Source organism: Desemzia sp. FAM 23990, assembly GCF_045528485.1.
Taxonomy (GTDB): domain Bacteria; phylum Bacillota; class Bacilli; order Lactobacillales; family Carnobacteriaceae; genus Desemzia.
Genome location: NZ_JBGQQW010000030.1, coordinates 19,794 through 40,783, shown reverse-complemented (window position 1 = coordinate 40,783; position 20,990 = coordinate 19,794). Strand labels below are relative to the sequence as shown.

The following is a 20,990-nucleotide window of genomic DNA, read 5'->3' as shown; positions in this document are numbered from 1 at the left end:
CTGCTCTCTATTAAATTTCTAGACTGCTCACAAACATCCAGCCCGCTATAACGATAATAAGACCCAATACTAACCACACTACTTGCACAATAATCATGGCTTTTTTTACATGTCTTTCCTTTTCTTCACCTGAGAAATAAAAGAATAAAAATAGTCCCGTTGTTGCCACACTAAACAATATGCTCACAATTAAATTTTCTTGAAAGCTGAATTGTTGAATCAATACATTCAGTACTGTCGTAATCGCACTAGAATAAAAAATAGCCGACCAGATATCATACTTATAAACGTTTTTTTCTTTAGAAATCCATTGTGTTGGAAACATTGTAAATGCGTATTGCACTCCTGCAACAATAAAACCTGTTATCAGACTGCCAATTCCTCCGAAAATACTGACTCCAACTATCATATCTGACCCCAACTCTGCTTCCACTGTAAAAGCCGCATAAACTCCGAGCACGAAAGACACTACCGCAAAAATCACCACAGCTCCCCTAGGAAACTTCTTACTTTGATTCAGTTCAATTTCTTGATTCATCTTATACTCCTCCATTTATGTATTCTAAATTTAGATTAATTTCTTTTTAAATGATATGTAATGAGTTTTTCTAATTTCCTTCCTTTAAAATCAACCAAAATCTTCGCTACACTAGTTAAAATTGTAACAAACTACTTATAAAATAACAATGTAATTCCTGAAGATAATGAGTTATTTGATGCCTTGAAGTTTGAGAGAATAACATAGACTTCCATCTCTTTCTATCGAACACTAGAACGCGACTTAAACTGTTCCATTTGCTACAATTACTGTGACAGATTTAGCAAACTGGAGATAAGACAGATAAATTGGAGGCATTGTGAAAATGGCTAAATTAATCTACCCTATTAACGTATCATTGGACGGCTATATGGAAGATGAGAACGGCACTATCGAATGGTCGATTTCAGATGACGAGCTTTCTGCATTCTGGACTGACTTCCAACGACCAATCGGCACCTACCTATATGGGCGTGGAATGTACGAATCAATGGTGTATTGGGAGACAGATAAACCTCAGACATCAAGTAACTTTACCGGTGATCAATCAGACACTATGTCGGAGTTTGCACAGCTTTGGCAAAATGCTGAGAAAATTGTGTATTCCCGGACGCTTCAAGAAGTTTCAAGCGCTAGGACTAGGATTGCTCGCGAATTCAATCCTGATGCGATTCGGAAGTTGAAAGAGTCTTCAAGAGCCGATATTACGATTGGTGGACCCGATCTTGCCAAACAGGCTATGAGCATGGGTCTAGTTGACGAGTGTCATTTGCTTGTTCATCCAATCATCTTAGGTGGCGGTATGCGAGCCTTGCCGGATAACCTCCGCATGCAGTTGCAACTGCTCAGTGAGCGTAGCTTCGGAAATGGAGTTGTTCACCTTCACTACCGCATAGTGGTTTAAGTTTAGAAATGATTGATTGACGAATAGGTAATTGTTAAAGTCATTCTGAAAACAAGACAACTCTGTATAGAAAGGGCTATTTTTAACAAGATTTAATTGAAAATGTTATGTAACGTTATTTCTCAAAACAAGGTTGACCTATATACAATTATAAGTATCCTGTTTTATGCAGCTCAATAGTGAAGTCAGGTTTTTCGAGTAGATCGTGAAAAAATAGAAACTATTTTACGATGGCATGACACTGGCTTGTTTACTAACTTTCTCCCTCCTTACAAATCAAACATCTGCTTCCAGAACGCAGCCCAACATGCAGTCTAGTTTCCAAAAAAACACAAAATACCGAACAAGAAGATAACTTCTCATTCGGTATTTTTGCATATTGGAGTAGCGTTATAAATTTTTTGCTCTAGTATTTTCTTCCGCACCCAACTCAACAATCTTCAAGATAGTACTTGTAGCCTTCTCCATGGCTTCCAATGTGACAAATTCAAACTTGCCATGAAAGTTTTCTCCACCAACAAATATATTAGGCGTCGGTAAGCCTTTATACGTAATTTTCGAACCATCTGTCCCGCCACGGAAAGGTTCTACAATAGGCTCGATTCCTAATGCCTTCATTGCGTCCTCCGCTAAATGCACCGGCGTCATATCTTTTTTAATGATGTCGCCCATATTATAGTATTGGTCGTACATTTTATATGAAATCCGCGGATAATCGAATTGAGCATTCATCTGGTTTATCAAATCTTGGAAATGCTGCTTCCGCGATTGGAACTTCTCTGTATCGTGGTCCCGGATGATATAGGTCATCTCCACCTTATCGATGTTTCCTTTTTGTTGACCGAGCATATAAAAGCCCTCATAATCTTTGGTCTTTTCGGGTACTTCCTCTTCTGGCAGCAAGTTATGGAACTGAGCTGCAACAGACAAGGCATTCACCATCCGGTTATAAGCCGTACCGGGATGGACACTCGAACCTTGAATCGTCAACTCTGCTTGTGCCGCGTTAAACGTTTCGTATTCCATCCGGCCTACAGTTCCGCTGTCCAGCGTATACGCAAAATCAGCTGCAAAATGTTCTACATCAAACAAGTCAGCTCCCGTTCCGATTTCCTCATCCGGTCCAAATGCAACCCGGACAGTGCCATGCTTCATTTCGGGATGAGCCAATAAGTATTCCATTGCCGAAATAATCTCAGCCATTCCACTCTTATCGTCAGACCCCAGCAAGGTAGTACCGTCTGTCGTGATCAATGTTTCGCCAACATAATTTTTCAAATTGGGAAACTCGCTGACCGCCATCGTAATATCCAGCTCCTCATTCAATACCACATCTTGTCCATCATAGTTTTCATGAACTAAAGGCTGGATATTTTCGGCATTGAAATCAGCTGTATCGATGTGAGCGATAAACCCAATCGTTGGGATTTCCTTATCTGTATTCGCCGGTAAGGTCGCCGTGACAAAACCATTTGCATCAGTATAAGTCACGTCCGAAAGACCGATTTGTTTCAACTCTTCAACCAGCTTCAATGCAAAATCAACTTGTGATTGGGTAGTAGGTACTGTCTTGCTTGTTGCGTCCGAACGCGTATTCACTTTCGCATAACGGATAAAACGTTCTAATAAATTTTGGTACATGGGCATATTTACTCTTCCTTTTCTCTTTTATTCTGCTGTTACATAAGCATCTTTGAAATCATAACGGGCGCCTACAGAGTGCCGCACGATTCCTTGAATAGCGGGGTCCCATAAAAAGGCTTCCGAACTATGATAAAGTGGTGCGACAGCTACATCATTGACAAAAATCGTCTCCGCTGCCCGTAAATCTTCAAAACGCAGCACTTCGTCATTCGCATGCTCGCCTTCCGCTGCATCCAACAACGCATCAAACTCTGGATTAGCGTAGTGACCATGATTAAAAGTCGTCTCACTATGCCCTAGATCCAACATATTTACTGGATCGGGAATAATGGCATTCCAGCCGCCTAATATCACATCAAAATCTCCACTTCCACCTTTAGTGATGCGGTTGTTTTTTGGAATATTGACGATAGTAACTTCAACACCTTCCAAGTTATTCTGGATTACCCCTTGAATATATTGACTGACTTTTTTGCTCGTTTCGTCGTCATCACCAGTCAATTCAAACTCAATCGTATCGGTTCCTAATTCTTGTTTGGCAGCATCGAGGTATTCTTGAGCAGCGTCCAAATCAAACCCTTCATAATCGGGCTGACATGCAGTAAAATCTTCCCCGATTTCAGGGTCTACTGCAAAATTATCCGGCACAAAAGCTGTAGTAGGACGAGATCCGTTACCAAGAATAACGTTCACCAAGTCATCTCGATTGATAACAGCGTTGATTGCTTTGCGCAAATTCAAATTGGCAAGCGATTCATTTTCCATATTGAATTGTAAGAAACTGGTATTAGCAATATTTTCTGTTAAATAGTCTTCTCTTCCTTGCATTTGGAGAGCATATTCTCCTGAAAGCAAGACATTGTCCAATTGTCCAGATTCATATAAGTTTAAAGCCGTTCCTGTTTCTTTGGTAACTTGCATATTGATGGTCTCCAACGTTACATTCTCTGCATCCCAATAGTCTTCATTCTTCACATAAGACCACGATTGCGCGCCACTTTCCAAATTGATCAACTCAAATGCCCATTGGAAAGAGTCGTCTCAGCGGAAGTTCCATAGGCATCTCCTTGTTCTTCAACAAACGCTTCATTTAACGGGAAGAAGTACGGGTTCGTTAACATCTCCGGCAAGTAAGAAACCGGTACGTTCAACTGCACGACCAATTCGGTATCACTAGTGGCTTCTATCCCCAATTCAGCCGATTCCATTTCACCGCGGTTAATTTCAGCAGCATTTACAACGGGTTCAAACATATAGGCATAAGGAGCGGCTGTATCGGGATCGACTGCCTTCTGCCACCCATAAACAAAGTCATGCGCAGTTACGGGATCTCCATTGGACCATTTTGCATCCTCTTGTAATTGGAATGTATAGGTCAGACCATCTTGGGAAACTTGATAGTCCACAGCAAGTGCTGGCTGAGCCACATTTTTTTCATCCAGCCGGAACAATCCTTCGTAAAACTGATTACCGCCAGTTGTCGTTTGGATATCTTGCATAAACAACGGGTTAGCTGTAGCCAATTCATTGGTCACCGATAAATTAATCGTTTGATCCGCTGCAAGCGCTACAGAGCCCCGCCTGATTCGTCCGGAACAGCGGTTGTACTCTCTGAACCACCGTCATTACTGCAAGCTCCAAGCAACACCAAACTTGCGCTCAATAAAAACCAACTCTTTTTCTTCATTTATACGTTCCTCATTCCTGAAATTAGATTATGATTAAATTAACATGACAGATTTATAATGTCAATGGAGAAGAGAGTTTAATTGATGTCAAATTTTTCTCGGTCACCCTACTTTACGGCTTGATTAGGTCCTCTTTTTTTGTACACCTATTGCTACCTACCGTGCAGTTTCGGTACTTACTGGCCTGTCTGCTTAAAGAACATTCCCTGAACCAGGTACCTGCTCTAAACAGACTAGAAAAATGAGTTAAACTTAAAAATACTTGATGCATTCACGATTGATAACGGTTACAATATAATCATAATTAAGTTTATCACAAAATGAAAATGAAATGGAGTTGGAAGAATGGAAGAGGGTTTTGATCACAATCAGCATCGAGGGTATTACAATAACTGGAGAAAGGCTTATTATTTATCGCAAGCATACTTTTTACCAAAACAATCTATTCAGCATACGAATGAAATAAATGAATCAGATTATTATTACGAAACCACCTTTACTCGAAAAAGGCTTCAGCCTATGTTGATTACTGATACTAATCTTCCGACTCTATTAGCTGCTAGTTTGGAACAAGCGCATATCTTAGTCAACGCCGACACTTTCTATGTCAAAGACATTCGAGATAGGAAAGATACTCCTTATAACACAATTGTCTTCCAGATAAATGAACCACCATTAGTGTCCACAGAGGATTCGAAAACAATCATGGAACGCTATTTCAATCAAAAGCCGTTGGATTATAAATTTGTTCAATACATTGGCAAGACTGTAGGCATTCATCAAAAATGTCCTTTTATATCCGGTCTTGAAATATTTGTTCCCGAGAAAGGAACTGCTAAAGAACCTGCTAGCTGGTATGGATTGCACCACATTTGCGGAGAAGAAGAACATAAAAAAGGGAACTATATGCAAGTGCAATTCCAAAACCATCATGAACTGCAATTGATGATTTCTCCTCACAGCTACCGAGAACAAATCGAACGGGCTGGAGTTCTGAAATTGTTGCAAGACAAAATGGTCGCTCAACTAATGAGGCTGTCTCCTTACACTAGTGAACTGCAATATACTACAGTATTGAACCCTGTAGAAAAATACTTAAGTACTCATTCGATACAGTATAACTACTATCCATTGAAAAAAATTCTGATTTATATGGCGATGCATCAGGTAAATGAAATCATTGAAGAAATTTTCGGAGAAGATAACCCTTATATCGTCGAAGTTAAAAAAGCCTTTCTAAAAGACCTCAAAAATGAACCACCCACTGAATCCTAAAAACAAGAAGCAGCCCATGCCACTAGTCACTTGGCATAAGCTGCTTCTCCTTTTTAATTTTACGCTTTCAAGTTCTCTAAAAAGCAAGCCAATTTGACCGCTACTTTTTTCTTCCATTCATAAACCGTCTTTCGACTAACCCCTTGCTTTTGAGCAATTTCCGTCACTGACATCCGATTGACGACTGCATCCACTAAATAAGCTTGTTCCGTCGCTGTTAACAACGGCAACATGTTTTTCAGCAAATCCATTTCCTGATACCCTTGCTCAATCGATACATGCGTGTCTGGTTGCTGCCCTTCTAAGTCTTCAGGCCAAGCCATCTCACTTTCCCATTGGCGCTTGTGCTTCCGCATCAGGTCAATCATGTGCCAATACACTTTTTGGTACGCATAGCCGCCAAATTGCTTCAAACACTCCGCTTGCTCCAAATCATTTGGATAATTTTCGTAAGCGTCTACCAATTTCAACAGACCTTGCTGCACAAAGTCATCGTAATCTGGGTGCGTATGCCAAACACCCAATCGTTTTAATGCTCCATGAACCATCCCCGAATACTGATCAAAAAAATCCCGTTCATTCTCTTCCGCTAATTTTCTCAACATCTCTGTCATATCCTTCAAGTGGTGTTACAAGGCCTTGTACACTTGTAGAATACCGCTCTCGTACTAATCCGACAAAGAAGCAAACACACTAAAAAAGCCGCCAAAGATCCCTGTTACAGAAAGTTTAGCGGCAAAACAGCTTAAATGATTAATTTACACGAACCTATTCAAACCAGCACTTCTTCTCTTCAAATAGACAAATGAAATCCAAGATTCCTTATCTAGAAATCAGGAACAGCACAATAGTGCCATTTTGTCCGTCAATGGATTAAACTCCATCGTTTTCAGACCAAACTTGAAATAAGCTATAACTTCAGCTGTTTTCGATACATCTTTGGATAACCAAAAAACTACCGATTTATTCATGCAGCTAGTAAATCCTTCCTGATACAGAAAGAATCCATTTAACTTTACAACCATAAAATGGTACAGTTAACTCAACTATCAAAAAAGAAAGAGGTGCTTTTTTTGTTGGATAAATCAATCCCTTATGCAGAAATTTGGATGTCTCGAGAGCGCGAGCTTCCAGTGAAGGAACAAGCTTTACCTGAAGGATTTCAATTTACATTTTACCAGGAAGGCGATGAACGTGAATGGGCCGCTATTGAAACGGCTGTCGCAGAATTTGAGGATGAAACACAAGCATTGGATTATTTTGAAAGGTCGTTTGCTCCTTACACAGAAGAGTTGAAACAGCGCATGCTATTTATCACAGATCCGTCAGGAGAAAAAGTTGGAACGGCTTCAGCTTGGTGGAAAAAAGCTCCTAATGGTGATCGCTACCCGCTTGTCCATTGGGTTGCAGTAAAACCAGGCTATCAAGGAAAAGGACTAGCTAAGGCTATGATGACTCGCACACTTAAGACACTGCAAACTCTGGAGGACACCTCTCCTATTTATCTCCATACTCAAACTTGGAGCCACGCAGCCATTCGCTTGTACCAAAAGTTAGGGTTTGAGATCACAGATAAGAAATTAGATGGAAGTCCTAATTTAGAATATAAAAAAGCTATGGATATCCTAGCTGGTTTGGAGAATTCAAAAAAGGATTAAATCGTTCAATCGATTTAATCCTTTTATTCAATTTGTCCGCGGAGCTGAAACAATACGATAAAAGTAAAACAGGAGACTGTTTTGTGAGACGAAAAGTTATTTTCTTCAAACTTATTGCTGGATTGTTTCAACTTAGATAGAACATATTCATATGACGTATAAATTCTCCCCATTCGAGATTTGTTTCTTTTTCATGTTTTGTTAAGTAATATTGATATTTATACAAAAAACGAAGCGCTTTATTCTCTCCTAGACCTTTTGCATAAAGATAGTGTATAAGTTCATACATTTGAATAGCTTGTACATTATCCAGTCCAGTTGACCATTCTTCAGCCTTTTCTACAAGTTGGATAGCATTATAATCATGAGCTGCAAAATAAAGTAATCCTTTAGCTGCTATATAGGCAAGCGACTTTACTTCTCCACGATCATCTTTATTATCAATTACCGGGTCATAATTAGTAAGTTTATAAACTCTGGATTCAATTAACTTTCTTACGCCTTCTTCTACTGAAGTAAGGTCAGAGTCTTTATGAAGAATAATCTTGGCTGGTTTTTCTCCTAGTAAGTCTTTTACGTAGTTTTGAACAGAAGATTGGAGTAATTCTTCATAAACAGCTTCATGAATAGCTAAGTTTGGAAAAGCTGAGAAAATAGGATCTAGCCATACTTCTTTAAATTGAGAAAAACTAAATCCACGGTTAGCATGTTTGCGGTAGGGCGGAATTAAAAAATTAGCATCTAAAGTAATCATCTGATTAGGATCTTCAAAAATGCTAATAAGTGCGGGATTAGGCTTTTGGATATTAATCTTCATCATTATCCTCCACAGCAAAAAAAGCATTAAGCTCGTCTATATCTTCATCGGATATAGTGGTGCCGTAGCCAAATTCCTCTGGTTTTTTATTGAAAAGGCTTAGTGTATCAGCAAACTTTTCTTCATCAATAAGATTGTCTTCAAAGTTACGTAAAATAATTTCAATATTCTGAGCTGAGGTACCCGTATTTTTTGTGATGGTATTTAATTTGTTAAAAATTTCCTTATTGATAGCTAACCCGGTTTTAAAATACTCACTGTTTGCGGCTCTTTCATCAATAGCATAGAGTTGTTTACTTTGTCTTTGCGTGATAGCTTTTATTTCACTTAATCTTTTGATAAGAGAGTGGTAAGGAAGCCAATAGGTACAGTGCAAACGCGCAATAAAACGAAGAAGAGTTTTATCAGAAATATTTTTTAAAGAAGATACCTTAAATTCTTCAAGTACAATCCCTTTTAAATTTTCTTCTGACAATAAAAATTCTGCGGCAAAACGATTCGCTTTTGCTTCGTTTGCGTTACTTTCTTCGTCATCTAATCGACTAAGATGAGACCCCGTCTTTGTATAATAATGATACAACTCATGAGCAATGGCAAAGATTTGTTTGTCGTAATAATCAGCAGTATTTACCCCTATAAAAACAAGCTCTTTTCCACCTTCTTCTGAATACATAATGGCTGCTGAAAAAGCGGGCTTCCCTTTTTCAGATTCGATAGGGTATTCGAGCAACATAATGTCTAGCTGATCCAATATTGTAAAAATGTCATTTGCAATGGGAGCTTCCCCAACAAATCCAAGAGACTGACGACGCTCTCTAGCAAGTTTACGAATTTCCTCTAACTGTAGTTCATTAAGCTTAGTAGGTTCATTCATTCTCAATCTTTCTCCTTAGCAGCGTTTGTTGTCTCAGAGAGATCATCATTTTAAAGAGTTGTTCTACTCCTTCTTTTTCGTTATCGCTTAGCGCTTCGCTTCTTAGTGCGACAAAAGAGTTTTCCTTTTCTTTTTCAATAAATACATCTGCAATATCAAATTCAAGTATGTCCGCTAATTTTTCTAATTGCGTAACAGATGGAATAAAGTCTTCTCTTTCAATACGACTTATCATAATCCTATTGATACCAGTTAACTCCCCTAGATTTTCCTGAGTAAAATTTTTCTCTTTTCTTCTATTTGTTACTATAGTTGCTAATTTATCTATAGACAGCTTTTTCATCATAAAACCTCCTAGACAGAATAGTAAATCTATCTTCACCTATATGATACTACTAATGTCAAAAATAATCAATATTCGCAGAAATGTTATTTTTAATTTCATAAATTCATAAACTATGATGCTTAAAATTACATATTCATTAATTATTCTGTATCTTGGCTAAAAATTTCTTAAAGAATATGAAGTAACTGCAGGGATTTAGTTTATTGTTGTTTAATTAACACTCCTTATTCCATCCATTTTTAATGTAATTACGATATTTCTAAGATACTTGTTACTTTGATTTCAAGAATCTTCAGTTCTTACACTATAAAGTGTCGTTTCTATCTAAGGCATATCACAGATGCTTCAGGAGAAAAAATCGCGACTTCTTCAGCATGGTGGAAAGAAACACCCAACGGTAATCGTTACCCGCTTGTTCATTGGGTAGCAGTAAAACCGGGTTACCAAGGAAAAGGTCTCGCAAAAGCGATAATGACTCGCACACTTAAGACACTGCAAACTCTGGAAGACACGTCTCCTGTTTACTTGCATACTCAAACTTGGAGCCATGCAGCTATTGGATTGTATCAAAAGTTGGAATTTGAGATTACAGATAAAAATTTAGATGGAAGACCTAATCCAGAATACAAAAAAGTGATGGATATTCTAGCTGGTTTGGAGATTTAAAAACGTTTATATGTGATTGAGCATTAAATAAAAGCTCTTCATTCTCCTAACAGTTTAGCAAAGGAAAAAATATCGGGAACGATTTATGCAACAATCCCTAATTCAGCAGCCGCAGCTTTTTCGATAAAAGTTACGGCTCTTTCTTTTTCCATAAAATCAAATCCTTTTATTTACTCACCTTATTTTACCAAACCCCAATAGTAATTTATAACTTTCCCCTTCTGCTTTCAGTTGCATCTTAAACATCGTATAATAATCTTAAAAGAAACTTTATTCCGGTTGGCTGCTTTTTCAATGAGATGATTCAAAAGGAAGGACTACATAAACATATGGCACAAGCGATTTTTTTAGAAAAAGGCTTTTATATTGAAAACCCAACAACAGAATTTGAACGTGCATTACAAAAAGCTCCATTCCGCACTCTTTATGAACAAGTTTTTTCTTCAGAGACAGTAGAAACGGATGTCTCGATTGCCTATCTATTCAATGTAGCGCAAGAGTTTGTCTCCGCATTAAAAAATGACGGAGAAATTGAAGTCACTCGCACCTTTCAATTCCCTTCAGAAACGGTTTATCAAAGTCTTATGAATAAGGCACCTTTTGCCATCGGCCATGAATTTATTACTGTTCAATGGCTGAAAAACGTTCACCAAGAATTGGCAATGATTTTTAATGAGGAAATGAGCCGTTTTCAAGGCAGTGTCTCTGAATACATTCAATCAAAAAACAAGGAGATCATCATTGCGGGCAGGGTTTACTTTCATTTAGTTGAAAACAAACAAGACGGCTTTCCTTTCGCTTTTTTAGCTACCTATGCGACTAAGAATCAAGACAGAGTCAGTCATATGCCTCTAAAAAATGCACTTACAGAATTCAATGAGTCTTCTGAGATGCTCTCTTTACTGTCCGCTGTTGGACGAGTTGCTGATAAATCTGCTTTCATCTCTCAATTGGTTGAATCAGGGGAATTATTTTCACCTTTACGATTCAATGAAGACGAGGCCTATCAATTTTTAAAAGAAACAGCTCTTTATGAAGAGCAAGGAGTCATTTGCCGTATTCCTGATTTTTGGAAAAAAGAACGCAAGACGACCATCAAAGTAACCATTGGCGATACAAAACCAAGCAGAGTTGGAATGGATGCTCTTTTAGCTGGCAGACCAGAAATCTATTTAGGCGAAGACCGCTATTCAAAAGCAGAAATTGAAGCTTTATTGCAACAAAATGAAGGATTGGCTTTCTTGAAAGGCAAATGGGTGGAAATCAATCACCAAAAACTGCAGCAGTTATTAACGACTTACGATACGAAAGAAAACAGCGAATGGACTCTTTTTGATGCTTTGCGGCAGCAGCAAATTTCTGAGGAAGAAGAACAGTCTTTGATTGAAACAACGAATGGTCAATGGCTGCAAACTGTTTTTCAACAGATGACCACACCCACTCAAATCCAACAAGAGCAACCTGCAAAATCTTTTCAAGCTGACCTGCGCCCTTATCAGTTAGTAGGCTATAACTGGTTAAACTTTATGCAAGAACAGACCTTTGGTGCTTTATTAGCGGATGATATGGGTTTAGGAAAAACCGTGCAAATCTTGGCTTTACTCGATTCTCTGCGCCAAGAAAACAAACGTACTCTTTTAGTTATTCCAGCTTCTTTACTCGAAAACTGGAAGAAAGAAGCTGCCCGGTTTGCACCACATTTGCGGATCCAAGTCTTACATGGAAAGAATAACTTCATTCAAGACGCAGAAGCTGATTTGCTTATCACGACGTATGGTATGGTTGCCAGAATAGAGGCTCTTAAAGAAGAGCGGTTTGACCTTTTGATCTTAGACGAAGCGCAAGCCATTAAAAATCCAGGAACCAAACAGACTAAAAGTATCAAAGCCCTGAAAGCCCGCGCAAAAATTGCGATGACCGGGACCCCAATTGAAAACAGGCTATCTGATTTATGGAGTGTTTTTGATTTTTTAAATAGCGGACTGTTGGGTTCAAAAACGGAATTTGGAAAACAAATCAAAAAAGGCACTGACTATGGAGCTTTACGTCAAATGATCTCGCCTTTTATACTCAGACGGTTGAAAACCGATCACCGCATTATTTCTGATCTGCCGGAAAAAAACGAACAGAAAGAATACGTTTCCCTTTCCAAAAAACAGATTGCGTTGTATAAAGGTCTTCAACGAGATATTGAAAAATCGCTGGAAGCCACTGACGGCATTCAACGAAAAGGTTTAGTGTTAGCGGCGATTTCTAAATTCAAGCAAATTTGCAACCATCCTGACCAGTATTTAGGCAATCAAGAATTCAAACCTAAACTCAGCGGAAAATTTGAAGCGTTGCGAGACATTTGCGAAACGATTCGTGACAAGCACGAGCAAGTATTGATTTTTACGCAATTTAAAGAAATGTGCGAGCCTCTCAATGTCTTTTTAGCAGAAGTTTTTGGTCAATCGGGGTTGGTCTTACATGGCGGCGTTCCCGTAAAAAAACGCGGAGAGCTGGTTGAACAATTTAACGCTCCTGATACGTACACACCGTATATGGTCCTTTCCATAAAAGCCGGTGGTGTGGGCCTAAATTTAACGGCTGCAAATCACGTGATCCACTTTGACCGATGGTGGAATCCAGCCATTGAAAACCAAGCTACTGACCGAGCATTTCGAATTGGACAAGAAAAAAATGTCTTTGTGTATAAATTTGTGACCAGCGGAACGATCGAAGAAAAAATCGATGAACTGTTGGCTGAAAAAACACAACTTTCCAACGATTTGATCACTGAAACAAGCGGTGAGAATTGGTTGACCGAAATGAGCAACGATGACTTAAGGAATCTCTTTACATTGGAGGTGAATAACGGATGACGAGTTATGATTTTTACAGCTATGAAAGTATGGCTGAAAAAAAGCAAAAAGCTGCACGAAAACTGACAACCTATCAAAAAAAACATCCTGGTGCTCAACCTATCCTGATCAAAGGCACCAAAATCGCTGCTTCCTTTTGGGGAAAAGTGTGGTGCGATCATTTAAAACACTATGCCGATTATGATAACCGCATCGACCGCGGGCGTTCTTACATCAAAAACGGTTTTGTCTTTGACTTAACGATTGAAAAAGGAGTCATTCAAGGCGTTGTCTGCGGCAGCGGTTCAAAATTGTATCAAGTAGACATTGCAATCGATCCTATTACTGATCAACGGTTGGTCCAACAAATCGGCGGCCATATTGAGAGTTTAGAGGCTCTAGCGAATGGCCAATTCCCTAAAACACTCGCTGAAACTTTTTTGACCAGCGAGAACGGTTTGTTTCCTAATCTAAATGAAATCAACCTCTCTTGTAATTGTCCGGATTGGGCACATATGTGCAAGCATGTTTCTGCAGTTCTTTACGCTGTAGGCGCTAAATTGGATTTGGACCCGCTGCTTCTATTCGAATTGCGGGGAATCGATACGACCGCTTTAATCAAAAAATCCGTTGAAGAAAAAATGACGACATTATTAGAAAATGCGCATACTGCAACATCCAGTCGAATTATTGAAGACGATTCAATTATTGATCTTTTTGATTTGTAGAGATTGTCTCAGTGAGATGCACCCTATCAAATGCTGCTTTTGATAGGGTGGTGTCAAGCAAGTTTAAACACGTCCTACGAAAAAAGAGCGATGACGAATATTCTCCACTAGTTCACCACTATCGGGTCTTCCAATTAGGGTGTGTCTTAAAACTACTTTGACAAGAAATAAAAAATTTTGGTTCCTCATCGTAACGTTGGCTGAAAGTCAAAGTTGTCTAGTTATTTATTCTAGAGCAACAACGGCTTATTAATACAACGGCTTCAAAAAAAACTCCCTTTCTTCATCACCAGCAGGTTCACCTTGATGTTCAATCGCTATTCTTCATCACCAGCAGGTTCACCTTGATGTTCAATCGCTATTCTTCATCACCAGCAGGTTCACCTTGATGCTCAAACGCTATTCTTCATCACCGCGAGTTTCCCCTTGATGTTCAAACGGCTTTCTTCATCACCAGCTGATTCACCTTGATGTTCAAACGCTATTCTTCATCACTAGCTGATTCACCTTGATGTTCAATCGGCTTTCTTCATCACCAGATGGTTCACCTTGATGTTCAATCGGCTTTCTTCATCACCAGATGGTTCACCTTGATGTTCAAACGGCTTTCTTCATCACCAGATGGTTCACCTTGATGTTCAATCGCTATTCTTCATCACCAGCAGGTTCACCTTGATGTTCAATCGCTATTTTTCATCACCAGCAGGTTCACCTTGATGTTCAAACGCTATTCTTCATCACCGCGAGTTTCACCTTGATGTTCAATCGGCTTTCTTCATCACCAGATGGTTCACCTTGATGTTCAAACGGCTTTCTTCATCACCAGATGGTTCACCTTGATGCTCAAACGGCTTTCTTCATCACCAGCTGATTCACCTTGATGTTCAATCGGCTTTCTTCATCACCAGTTGATTCACCTTGATGTTCAAACGCTATTCTTCATCACCAGCAGGTTCACCTTGATGTTCAATCGCTATTCTTCATCACCAGCTGATTCACCTTGATGCTCAAACGGCTTTCTTCATCACCAGATGGTTCACCTTGATGTTCAATCGGCTTTCTTCATCACCGCGAGTTTCCCCTTGATGTTCAATCGGCTTTCTTCATCACCCATGTCAAATAATTCCTAACCATAGTTTTAAGACACACCCTAATCTGACAGCAGCCAGTCTGCAATGTAGATAATCGGAATGCCGTCTATTTGTTCTACATCATGATATCTACCTGTGACGACTATTTTTTTATAATTATCTTTTATGTTCAATAAGTTATCCGTTTCATGTGTGTTATTAGGTAGTTCATATGCTACTTGAACGTAAAGAGTTTCGTCTAACTTTCGTGCCACAAAATCTATTTCTTTACTATCCAGTCTGCCAACATCAACTGTATAACCTCTTCGCAGTAATTCTATATAGACTATATTTTCTAATCGATTACTATAATTGCCATCTTTTCTACCAATTGCATTTCTTCGTAACCCAGCATCTACAATAAAATACTTGCCATTGGTTCTAAGATATTCTCGTCCCCGTATGTCATATTGCTTTGCACGATAAAATAGATAGCCGTTCTCAAGTAAGTCTAAATAACGATTTACAGTATGTGTCGTTGTTTCAACACCCTCACTTTTTAAAGTGTTAACAATTTTTGAGGCATTGACTAATTGACCAACGTTATCTGCCAAAAAGCTGATAATGGATTTCAAGGCGGTAGGATCTTTTACACCCGATCTCAGCGCCACATCATTTAAAACAATGGTATCAAAAATTCCTGACAAAATGGTATCTTTAAGAGATTCTTCTGCAGTAACAACACTTGGAAATCCCCCGTATTTTTCGTATTCATTATAAGCGCTATCTACCTTCCGTGAATCCCTTTCAATTCCTTTTACGCTTAAAAATTCACGAAATGAAAGTGGGTAGATTGGAATTTCGATATAACGCCCACTTAAAAGCGTAGCTAACTCACCAGATAACATGTTTGCAATTGAACCTGTAATGATAATATCACTATCAAAACTTACTCGAACTCCGTTTACGACACGTTGCCATCCTTTTACGACTTGAATCTCATCAAATAATAAATAGATTTTTTTATTATCTTTGGGAAGCAGCTTATTTAACTGGTCACGAAACTTTTCTTCCGTTGTAATTGTCTGATATTCAAAGCTTTCAAAATTCATATAGATAATATGATCTTCGGATACTCCCTTCTGCTTTAGCTGCTCTTTAAAAAGCATTAAGAGAACTGTTTTTCCAGAGCGACGTACTCCTGTAATAACTTTTATAAAATCAGAGTCTTTAAATTTAATCAATTGATTAAGATAAGCTGGTCTTTGAAACATTACAGTCCCTCCGAAAACAATCTTCTATTTTTATTAAAAATTAACATTATTTGAAGTTAACTTCAAATTTTATGTAATTATTGCTAAATGTGAAGTGCGACTCCAGTGTAAAGGGATATAAGTGTCTATCAGAAATAGAAACTCCAGTTTTTGCAAAAATAAAAAAACTTCTATTTATTCTCACTAGTGTTGCATGAAACATAATATGCTTCACGAAGTTCTTCTCCTCATATTGAACAAGTGTTCGCATTTATGTATAATAGAAACGTCACAATGGTTAATAGAAGGAGGAAAAAATATGTTAAGTCAAACATTTTATGCAGTCACTCAGCATGAGGGCGTTGTTTCTATAACTTCATGGGGAAACGACGATAAACCCAACGTGCGGTGCACTTGGAATTCCTATTTACGCATTACAGAGGATGAACGCATTTTAGCTCCTATTGCAGGATTTACAAGTGTCCAAGGTGATGTTGCTAAGAATGACCGCATTATTTTAACATTAGGCAGCCGTGAAGTAGAAGGATTCAACAACTACCAAGGTACCGGCTTCTTAGTAGAAGGTCGAGCACATTTTACAGATTCTGGCGCTGAATTTGAACAAATGAAAGCAGAATTTCCTTTTATGAATAAATTACTTGAAGTAACTGTGGAGTCAGCTAAACAGCTCCTTTAACCTAAATGATTAAGTTATTTAGGCTATACATTTCACAAACTAAGAGATTGGACTATTCCAGCCTATAAAAAGACTCATTCCCGACGTTGATGATCCTATTCATCAATGTCAGGAATGAGTCTTATATTTTGTCCTTATTTCAATACACTTTATGCCGCTTTTACTGTTTCTGTTCGTGCCACAGTTTCTACTTGCTTCCTTCTGCCTTTCAATTTGAACTTCATCAATCTCATCGCGTTGAAGATAACTAATAAAATACTGCCTTCATGAACTAGCATTCCAATCGACATGTTCATCCATTCACTGAAGAAAACGCTCATCAGCAAGACCAACACAACTCCTATGGCAATCACAATATTCTGTTTCATGTTGTTTGCGGTGGCTTTTACTAATCCTAATGCATGAGGCAAGTGGTTGAAATCTGAGTTCATTAAGACGACGTCGGATGTCTCAATGGCTACATCTGTTCCACTTCCCATTGCGATACCGATATCGGCTAATGCTAAAGACGGACTATCGTTGACGCCATCACCAACAAAGGCCACAATTTGTCCTTGTTGTTGCAGTTTTCCGATGTAAGCTGATTTATCTTCCGGCAACATGTGCCCGTATGCTTCGCTCAATCCGAGTTCGCTGGCTACAACATCCACAGTTCCTTGGTTGTCTCCCGAAAGGACGACTAGATTTTTCACGCCTAAGTTTTTCAACTCTTGCAGATTGGCCTGGACGCCCGGACGGACTTGATCGCGAATGCCCATCAGTACTTTTAATTCACCATCGACCGCTGTCAATACTAGAGAATTTCCTTGTTGTTCAAACCGCTGGACATCTTTTTGGGCTTTTTTGTTGAGGGTGACGTTTTCTTTTTCCATCAGTGCCACATTCCCAACAGCCACTCTATGTCCATCTACACTTGCAACGATTCCGCCGCCTTTCACTACTTCTGTTTTTTCAACAGCAGAGATGTTCGTTTCCCCAATTTGTTCTAAGACCGCTTTTGCCAAAGGATGATCCGATTCCCGTTCCACACTGGCTAGGTAGCCTAGCATTTCAGCAGAATCTGTTTCATACAGTTCCGTCTCAGCAACAGTTGGGTTTCCAACAGTCAAGGTACCCGTCTTATCAAATACAATCGTGTCCACTTTGCTGAAGTCTTGGATGACTTCACTGCCTTTTAAAAGTACGCCGTTGCGAGCGCCATTTCCGATACCAGCAACATTTGAAACCGGAACCCCGATAACTAATGCACCTGGGCAGCCTAATACCAATATAGTAATTGCTAACTCAATGTCTTGACTAACCAGCCAAACAACAAATGCCAGCACCAAGACAGCGGGTGTATAGTATTTAGAAAAGCGGTCAATGAAGCGTTCGGCTTCCGATTTAGAATCTTGAGCTTCTTCTATCAACTCAATAATTTTTCCAAATGTGGTGTCTTCACCGACACGGTCTGCTTGAATTTGGATCGTGCCGTTTTCTAAAATGGTACCCGCAAAAACTTCGGAACCAGCAGCTTTATTGACGGGTACTGATTCGCCGGTAATGCTGGCTTCATTGATATGCCCTGCGCCTGAAATTACGGTACCGTCTACAGGTACTTTTGCGCCGGTTTTAACTAGCAAGGTGTCTCCTTCGTCGACATCCTCCACTTCCACTTCTTCAAAATCCCCATTGTCCATTTGTTTCAAGGCGCTTTCGGGTGCTATTTCCATCAACTCTTTGATAGCGGAGCGCGTTTGCTTCAATGTCCGTTGTTCCAAATAGTGTCCGAATAAGAATAAGAACGTGACAATAGCTGATTCTTCATAGTTTTGAATGAAGAGTGCGCCAATTGCTGCAATACTGACCAGAATATCAATGCTGACGACTTTGACTTTCATAGCTTGTAACGCTTGAATGGCTATCGGTGCGACCCCAAAGATAGATGCGATGATCAAAGACCATTCAAAAAGTGCGGTATTTTCTAATACAAAGTGACTGAAGAATCCTAATGCGATCAACAATCCACTGATAACGGTAATGACATTTTTCTTGCTTAATATATAATGTTGCATGTTTTTTCCCTCCAAATTCAGTAATGATGCTCTTGATACATGTAGTATAAGATAACCGCTTCAGTAACAACTTGACTGCCGTCAAGTTGTGAAAAAAGAATTCATTTTTTATTTTGAATGCAGCTCCCTCTTTACATTGATTACTATAAAGTCTTTCGATTGGATAAAAATTGACTACTGTCAAGTTTGGAAGTTTAACTTTATTTGATCCATCTTTGTTGAGATAAACCGCTTCTAAATGAAGGCAACAAAAAAGCAACCCTTAAAAAGATTTCTCTTCTTACAGGATTGCTTGTTTATGAAAGACATTTATTGATGGGTTAAGCTGTTTTTACTTTTGTATTCAACACCGGGTAGCCTACCTCTTCGATCGCTTTTTGAATATCTTCAACCGAAGTGACGGCTGAATCAAAATTGGTTTTGACTTTACTGGAGTTGAACAATACTTTGATACTATCTTTATCCACTCCATTAACCAATTTTAGTGCCCCCTCAATTTTTTGCATACAACTTGGACAAGACAACGTTTCTAATTGCAATGTAGCTTTTTCCATGACTCATTTCTCCTTCGTCTGTTCTTTATTTTATCGGCAACAATAGGCCTTTTTCTCTTTACATCTATAGTATAGCCCACTTTCGGCAAATGAAACTTGTCGCAGATCAAGTTTTGCGCTTCTTTTTCTGCTCAATTCATCATCTTAACAGCCTTTTTCCGCTCCTTATTGCCATCAGAATAATAAGGAATCGGCGGATAGTCTTGTCTGCGCAGAACCCATACTACAATCGCACTAATAAACAAGACCAGAGACAACGCTTGCGAAACCCGTATCCAATCGCCAATCCATAAACTGTCCGTTCTCATGCCTTCAATGAAGAACCGGCCCGCTGAGTACCACAAAACGTAACTCAAGGCAGCTTCCCCTCGGCGTAACAACTGTTTGCGGTTTCGCAGAGTCACGATTAAAACAAATCCCAACAAACTCCATAAGGACTCATACAAAAAGGTCGGGTGGTAGTAAGTACCGTTGATGTTCATTTGTTCAATGATAAATTCAGGTAAATAAAGTTTTTCCAAGAATTGACGGGTAACTGGTCCACCATGCGCCTCTTGATTCATAAAGTTCCCCCAGCGGCCAATAGATTGTGCTAACAACACATTAGGCGCTAAAATATCTAACATAAGTGCCAAAGAAAGGTCTCTTTTCTTTGCATACCTATATAGCGTAATCCCTCCTGCAATCAATCCCCCATAAATTGCAATGCCGCCATTCCAAATCGCAAAGATTTCACTCGGATTTTGCAGGTAATAATCAAGTTCAAATAACACATAGTAAAACCGAGCACCGATGAGACCAATCGGAATCGCCCATAAGGCCATATCGATGACGGTATCCTCTTCCAGTCCTCTTTTCGTTGCTTCCTTAGTGCTCAACTGGAGAGCCACATATATGGCTGCCGCAATAATCACTCCATACCAGTGGATCACAAATGAACCAATCTCCACTGCGTGGGGGTTCAAAATACCTAATACGTATTCCATTTTATTTGCTCCGTTTCCTCCTTTTTTCGCGTAATCCTGACCATGATAGTGATAAACAAAATACCTGCTGAATTCCAGGACAGCCAGCTTAAGAATGAATTTTCCTCCACCTTTTCATTCAGTTGGTAATACGTCACTTTTTCGTTTCCGATGACACCATCTCCTGTCAAAAGCTCCTCTGATTTATCCAATTGAGTGTTGTTTATGTAATACATGACTTGCTCTCTTTCCACAGCTGTACCTGTCTCAACAACGTTAAATCTCCTTATTTCGCCAGTTGTGTTCCCGGCTAAAGGACTGAACAAGAGAATCCCTGCTGTTAATAACGTAGTAGCAACCGTGATCCAAAAATGATGCACTCTAATTCACTCCTTATTTTCCCGATTTGCTTGATA

General features: G+C 39.1%; 20 protein-coding genes. 7 read left to right on the top strand and 13 right to left on the bottom strand.

Annotated elements, in window-relative coordinates:
* Positions 1 to 10: 10 nt before the first annotated feature.
* Positions 11 to 538 carry a hypothetical protein gene (locus tag ACEN4I_RS11550; protein WP_407127808.1) on the bottom strand — a complete coding sequence of 176 codons (528 nt, stop codon included), beginning with the start codon at positions 536 to 538 and terminating at the stop codon, positions 11 to 13.
* A gap of 325 nt (positions 539 to 863) precedes the next feature.
* Between ACEN4I_RS11550 and ACEN4I_RS11545 the strand changes: the two genes are divergently transcribed.
* Positions 864 to 1,442: a dihydrofolate reductase family protein gene (locus tag ACEN4I_RS11545; protein WP_407127807.1), complete on the top strand. Its 579-nt coding sequence runs from the start codon at positions 864 to 866 to the stop codon at positions 1,440 to 1,442.
* Between the two features lie 390 nt (positions 1,443 to 1,832).
* Here the strand turns inward: ACEN4I_RS11545 and pepT are convergent, their stop codons facing one another.
* The 3 genes from pepT to ACEN4I_RS11530 are packed head-to-tail and all read right to left on the bottom strand — an operon-like array spanning position 1,833 to position 4,609.
* Complete coding sequence (pepT, locus tag ACEN4I_RS11540; protein WP_407127821.1) at positions 1,833 to 3,083, bottom strand: peptidase T; 1,251 nt, start codon at positions 3,081 to 3,083, stop codon at positions 1,833 to 1,835.
* A 27-nt stretch (positions 3,084 to 3,110) separates the two neighbouring features.
* Positions 3,111 to 4,100: a peptide ABC transporter substrate-binding protein gene (locus ACEN4I_RS11535; protein ID WP_407127805.1), complete on the bottom strand. Its 990-nt coding sequence runs from the start codon at positions 4,098 to 4,100 to the stop codon at positions 3,111 to 3,113.
* Positions 4,097 to 4,609, bottom strand: a complete 513-nt coding sequence (locus ACEN4I_RS11530) for an ABC transporter substrate-binding protein (protein ID WP_407096291.1) — start codon at positions 4,607 to 4,609, stop codon at positions 4,097 to 4,099. The genes ACEN4I_RS11535 and ACEN4I_RS11530 overlap by 4 nt, the downstream gene beginning before the upstream one ends.
* Positions 4,610 to 5,119: 510 nt before the next feature.
* Between ACEN4I_RS11530 and ACEN4I_RS11525 the strand changes: the two genes are divergently transcribed.
* Positions 5,120 to 6,049 carry a competence protein ComK gene (locus tag ACEN4I_RS11525; RefSeq protein WP_407127803.1) on the top strand — a complete coding sequence of 310 codons (930 nt, stop codon included), beginning with the start codon at positions 5,120 to 5,122 and terminating at the stop codon, positions 6,047 to 6,049.
* A 59-nt stretch (positions 6,050 to 6,108) separates the two neighbouring features.
* Here ACEN4I_RS11525 and ACEN4I_RS11520 read toward each other — a convergent pair whose 3' ends face one another.
* Entirely contained in the window at positions 6,109 to 6,654 is a 546-nt protein-coding gene (locus ACEN4I_RS11520) for an RNA polymerase sigma factor (RefSeq protein ID WP_407127801.1), read from the bottom strand.
* Positions 6,655 to 7,122: 468 nt separating this feature from the next.
* Between ACEN4I_RS11520 and ACEN4I_RS11515 the strand changes: the two genes are divergently transcribed.
* On the top strand, positions 7,123 to 7,707 hold the full coding sequence (locus ACEN4I_RS11515) for a GNAT family N-acetyltransferase (RefSeq protein ID WP_407127799.1): 585 nt from the start codon (positions 7,123 to 7,125) through the stop codon (positions 7,705 to 7,707).
* 127 nt (positions 7,708 to 7,834) lie between these two features.
* On the opposite strand, the gene ACEN4I_RS11510 is transcribed toward ACEN4I_RS11515, so the two are convergent.
* From ACEN4I_RS11510 to ACEN4I_RS11500, 3 genes are read right to left on the bottom strand one after another with little or no spacing between them, the layout of a single operon-like run.
* A complete protein-coding gene (locus tag ACEN4I_RS11510; RefSeq protein ID WP_407127797.1) occupies positions 7,835 to 8,524 on the bottom strand; it encodes a hypothetical protein in 690 nt (229 codons plus the stop codon).
* Positions 8,514 to 9,398 carry an ImmA/IrrE family metallo-endopeptidase gene (locus ACEN4I_RS11505; RefSeq protein WP_407127796.1) on the bottom strand — a complete coding sequence of 295 codons (885 nt, stop codon included), beginning with the start codon at positions 9,396 to 9,398 and terminating at the stop codon, positions 8,514 to 8,516. Before ACEN4I_RS11505 ends, ACEN4I_RS11510 begins: the two co-directional genes overlap by 11 nt.
* Positions 9,391 to 9,744 carry a helix-turn-helix domain-containing protein gene (locus ACEN4I_RS11500; RefSeq protein WP_407127794.1) on the bottom strand — a complete coding sequence of 118 codons (354 nt, stop codon included), beginning with the start codon at positions 9,742 to 9,744 and terminating at the stop codon, positions 9,391 to 9,393. Before ACEN4I_RS11500 ends, ACEN4I_RS11505 begins: the two co-directional genes overlap by 8 nt.
* Positions 9,745 to 10,020: 276 nt before the next feature.
* On the opposite strand from ACEN4I_RS11500, the gene ACEN4I_RS11495 reads away from it, so the two are divergent.
* From ACEN4I_RS11495 to ACEN4I_RS11485, 3 genes are all read left to right on the top strand, one after another.
* Positions 10,021 to 10,410: a GNAT family N-acetyltransferase gene (locus tag ACEN4I_RS11495; RefSeq protein ID WP_407127792.1), complete on the top strand. Its 390-nt coding sequence runs from the start codon at positions 10,021 to 10,023 to the stop codon at positions 10,408 to 10,410.
* 329 nt (positions 10,411 to 10,739) lie between these two features.
* Complete coding sequence (locus tag ACEN4I_RS11490; protein ID WP_407127790.1) at positions 10,740 to 13,274, top strand: DEAD/DEAH box helicase; 2,535 nt, start codon at positions 10,740 to 10,742, stop codon at positions 13,272 to 13,274.
* The gene (locus ACEN4I_RS11485) at positions 13,271 to 13,981 is read left to right on the top strand and encodes an SWIM zinc finger family protein (protein WP_407127788.1); all 711 of its coding nucleotides are present in this window, start codon (positions 13,271 to 13,273) and stop codon (positions 13,979 to 13,981) included. The genes ACEN4I_RS11490 and ACEN4I_RS11485 overlap by 4 nt, the downstream gene beginning before the upstream one ends.
* 1,150 nt (positions 13,982 to 15,131) lie before the next feature.
* On the opposite strand, the gene ACEN4I_RS11480 is transcribed toward ACEN4I_RS11485, so the two are convergent.
* Positions 15,132 to 16,325 carry an ATP-binding protein gene (locus ACEN4I_RS11480; protein WP_407127786.1) on the bottom strand — a complete coding sequence of 398 codons (1,194 nt, stop codon included), beginning with the start codon at positions 16,323 to 16,325 and terminating at the stop codon, positions 15,132 to 15,134.
* A gap of 298 nt (positions 16,326 to 16,623) precedes the next feature.
* On the opposite strand from ACEN4I_RS11480, the gene ACEN4I_RS11475 reads away from it, so the two are divergent.
* Positions 16,624 to 17,001, top strand: a complete 378-nt coding sequence (locus tag ACEN4I_RS11475) for a pyridoxamine 5'-phosphate oxidase family protein (RefSeq protein WP_407127784.1) — start codon at positions 16,624 to 16,626, stop codon at positions 16,999 to 17,001.
* A 149-nt stretch (positions 17,002 to 17,150) separates the two neighbouring features.
* On the opposite strand, the gene ACEN4I_RS11470 is transcribed toward ACEN4I_RS11475, so the two are convergent.
* The 4 genes from ACEN4I_RS11470 to ACEN4I_RS11455 all read right to left on the bottom strand — a co-directional run bounded on the left by ACEN4I_RS11470 (position 17,151) and on the right by ACEN4I_RS11455 (position 20,954).
* Positions 17,151 to 19,055: a heavy metal translocating P-type ATPase gene (locus tag ACEN4I_RS11470; RefSeq protein ID WP_407127782.1), complete on the bottom strand. Its 1,905-nt coding sequence runs from the start codon at positions 19,053 to 19,055 to the stop codon at positions 17,151 to 17,153.
* A gap of 320 nt (positions 19,056 to 19,375) precedes the next feature.
* The gene (locus ACEN4I_RS11465; RefSeq protein ID WP_407127780.1) at positions 19,376 to 19,609 is read right to left on the bottom strand and encodes a heavy-metal-associated domain-containing protein; all 234 of its coding nucleotides are present in this window, start codon (positions 19,607 to 19,609) and stop codon (positions 19,376 to 19,378) included.
* Positions 19,610 to 19,740: 131 nt separating this feature from the next.
* On the bottom strand, positions 19,741 to 20,595 hold the full coding sequence (gene lgt, locus ACEN4I_RS11460) for a prolipoprotein diacylglyceryl transferase (RefSeq protein ID WP_407127778.1): 855 nt from the start codon (positions 20,593 to 20,595) through the stop codon (positions 19,741 to 19,743).
* The gene (locus tag ACEN4I_RS11455) at positions 20,580 to 20,954 is read right to left on the bottom strand and encodes a hypothetical protein (protein ID WP_407127776.1); all 375 of its coding nucleotides are present in this window, start codon (positions 20,952 to 20,954) and stop codon (positions 20,580 to 20,582) included. The genes lgt and ACEN4I_RS11455 overlap by 16 nt, the downstream gene beginning before the upstream one ends.
* Positions 20,955 to 20,990: the final 36 nt, after the last annotated feature.

Bases quoted from the DNA above. Each gene is read 5' to 3' on its own strand.
- pepT (WP_407127821.1), bottom strand. From the start codon at position 3,083: ATGTACCAAAATTTATTAGAACGTTTTATCCGTTATGCGAAAGTGAAT.
- ACEN4I_RS11545 (WP_407127807.1), top strand. From the start codon at position 864: ATGGCTAAATTAATCTACCCTATTAACGTATCATTGGACGGCTATATG.
- ACEN4I_RS11480 (WP_407127786.1), bottom strand. From the start codon at position 16,325: ATGTTTCAAAGACCAGCTTATCTTAATCAATTGATTAAATTTAAAGAC.
- lgt (WP_407127778.1), bottom strand. From the start codon at position 20,595: ATGGAATACGTATTAGGTATTTTGAACCCCCACGCAGTGGAGATTGGT.
- ACEN4I_RS11490 (WP_407127790.1), top strand. From the start codon at position 10,740: ATGGCACAAGCGATTTTTTTAGAAAAAGGCTTTTATATTGAAAACCCA.
- ACEN4I_RS11500 (WP_407127794.1), bottom strand. From the start codon at position 9,744: ATGATGAAAAAGCTGTCTATAGATAAATTAGCAACTATAGTAACAAAT.
- ACEN4I_RS11470 (WP_407127782.1), bottom strand. From the start codon at position 19,055: ATGCAACATTATATATTAAGCAAGAAAAATGTCATTACCGTTATCAGT.
- ACEN4I_RS11525 (WP_407127803.1), top strand. From the start codon at position 5,120: ATGGAAGAGGGTTTTGATCACAATCAGCATCGAGGGTATTACAATAAC.
- ACEN4I_RS11550 (WP_407127808.1), bottom strand. From the start codon at position 538: ATGAATCAAGAAATTGAACTGAATCAAAGTAAGAAGTTTCCTAGGGGA.
- ACEN4I_RS11485 (WP_407127788.1), top strand. From the start codon at position 13,271: ATGACGAGTTATGATTTTTACAGCTATGAAAGTATGGCTGAAAAAAAG.
- ACEN4I_RS11505 (WP_407127796.1), bottom strand. From the start codon at position 9,398: ATGAATGAACCTACTAAGCTTAATGAACTACAGTTAGAGGAAATTCGT.
- ACEN4I_RS11465 (WP_407127780.1), bottom strand. From the start codon at position 19,609: ATGGAAAAAGCTACATTGCAATTAGAAACGTTGTCTTGTCCAAGTTGT.
- ACEN4I_RS11520 (WP_407127801.1), bottom strand. From the start codon at position 6,654: ATGTTGAGAAAATTAGCGGAAGAGAATGAACGGGATTTTTTTGATCAG.
- ACEN4I_RS11510 (WP_407127797.1), bottom strand. From the start codon at position 8,524: ATGAAGATTAATATCCAAAAGCCTAATCCCGCACTTATTAGCATTTTT.
- ACEN4I_RS11475 (WP_407127784.1), top strand. From the start codon at position 16,624: ATGTTAAGTCAAACATTTTATGCAGTCACTCAGCATGAGGGCGTTGTT.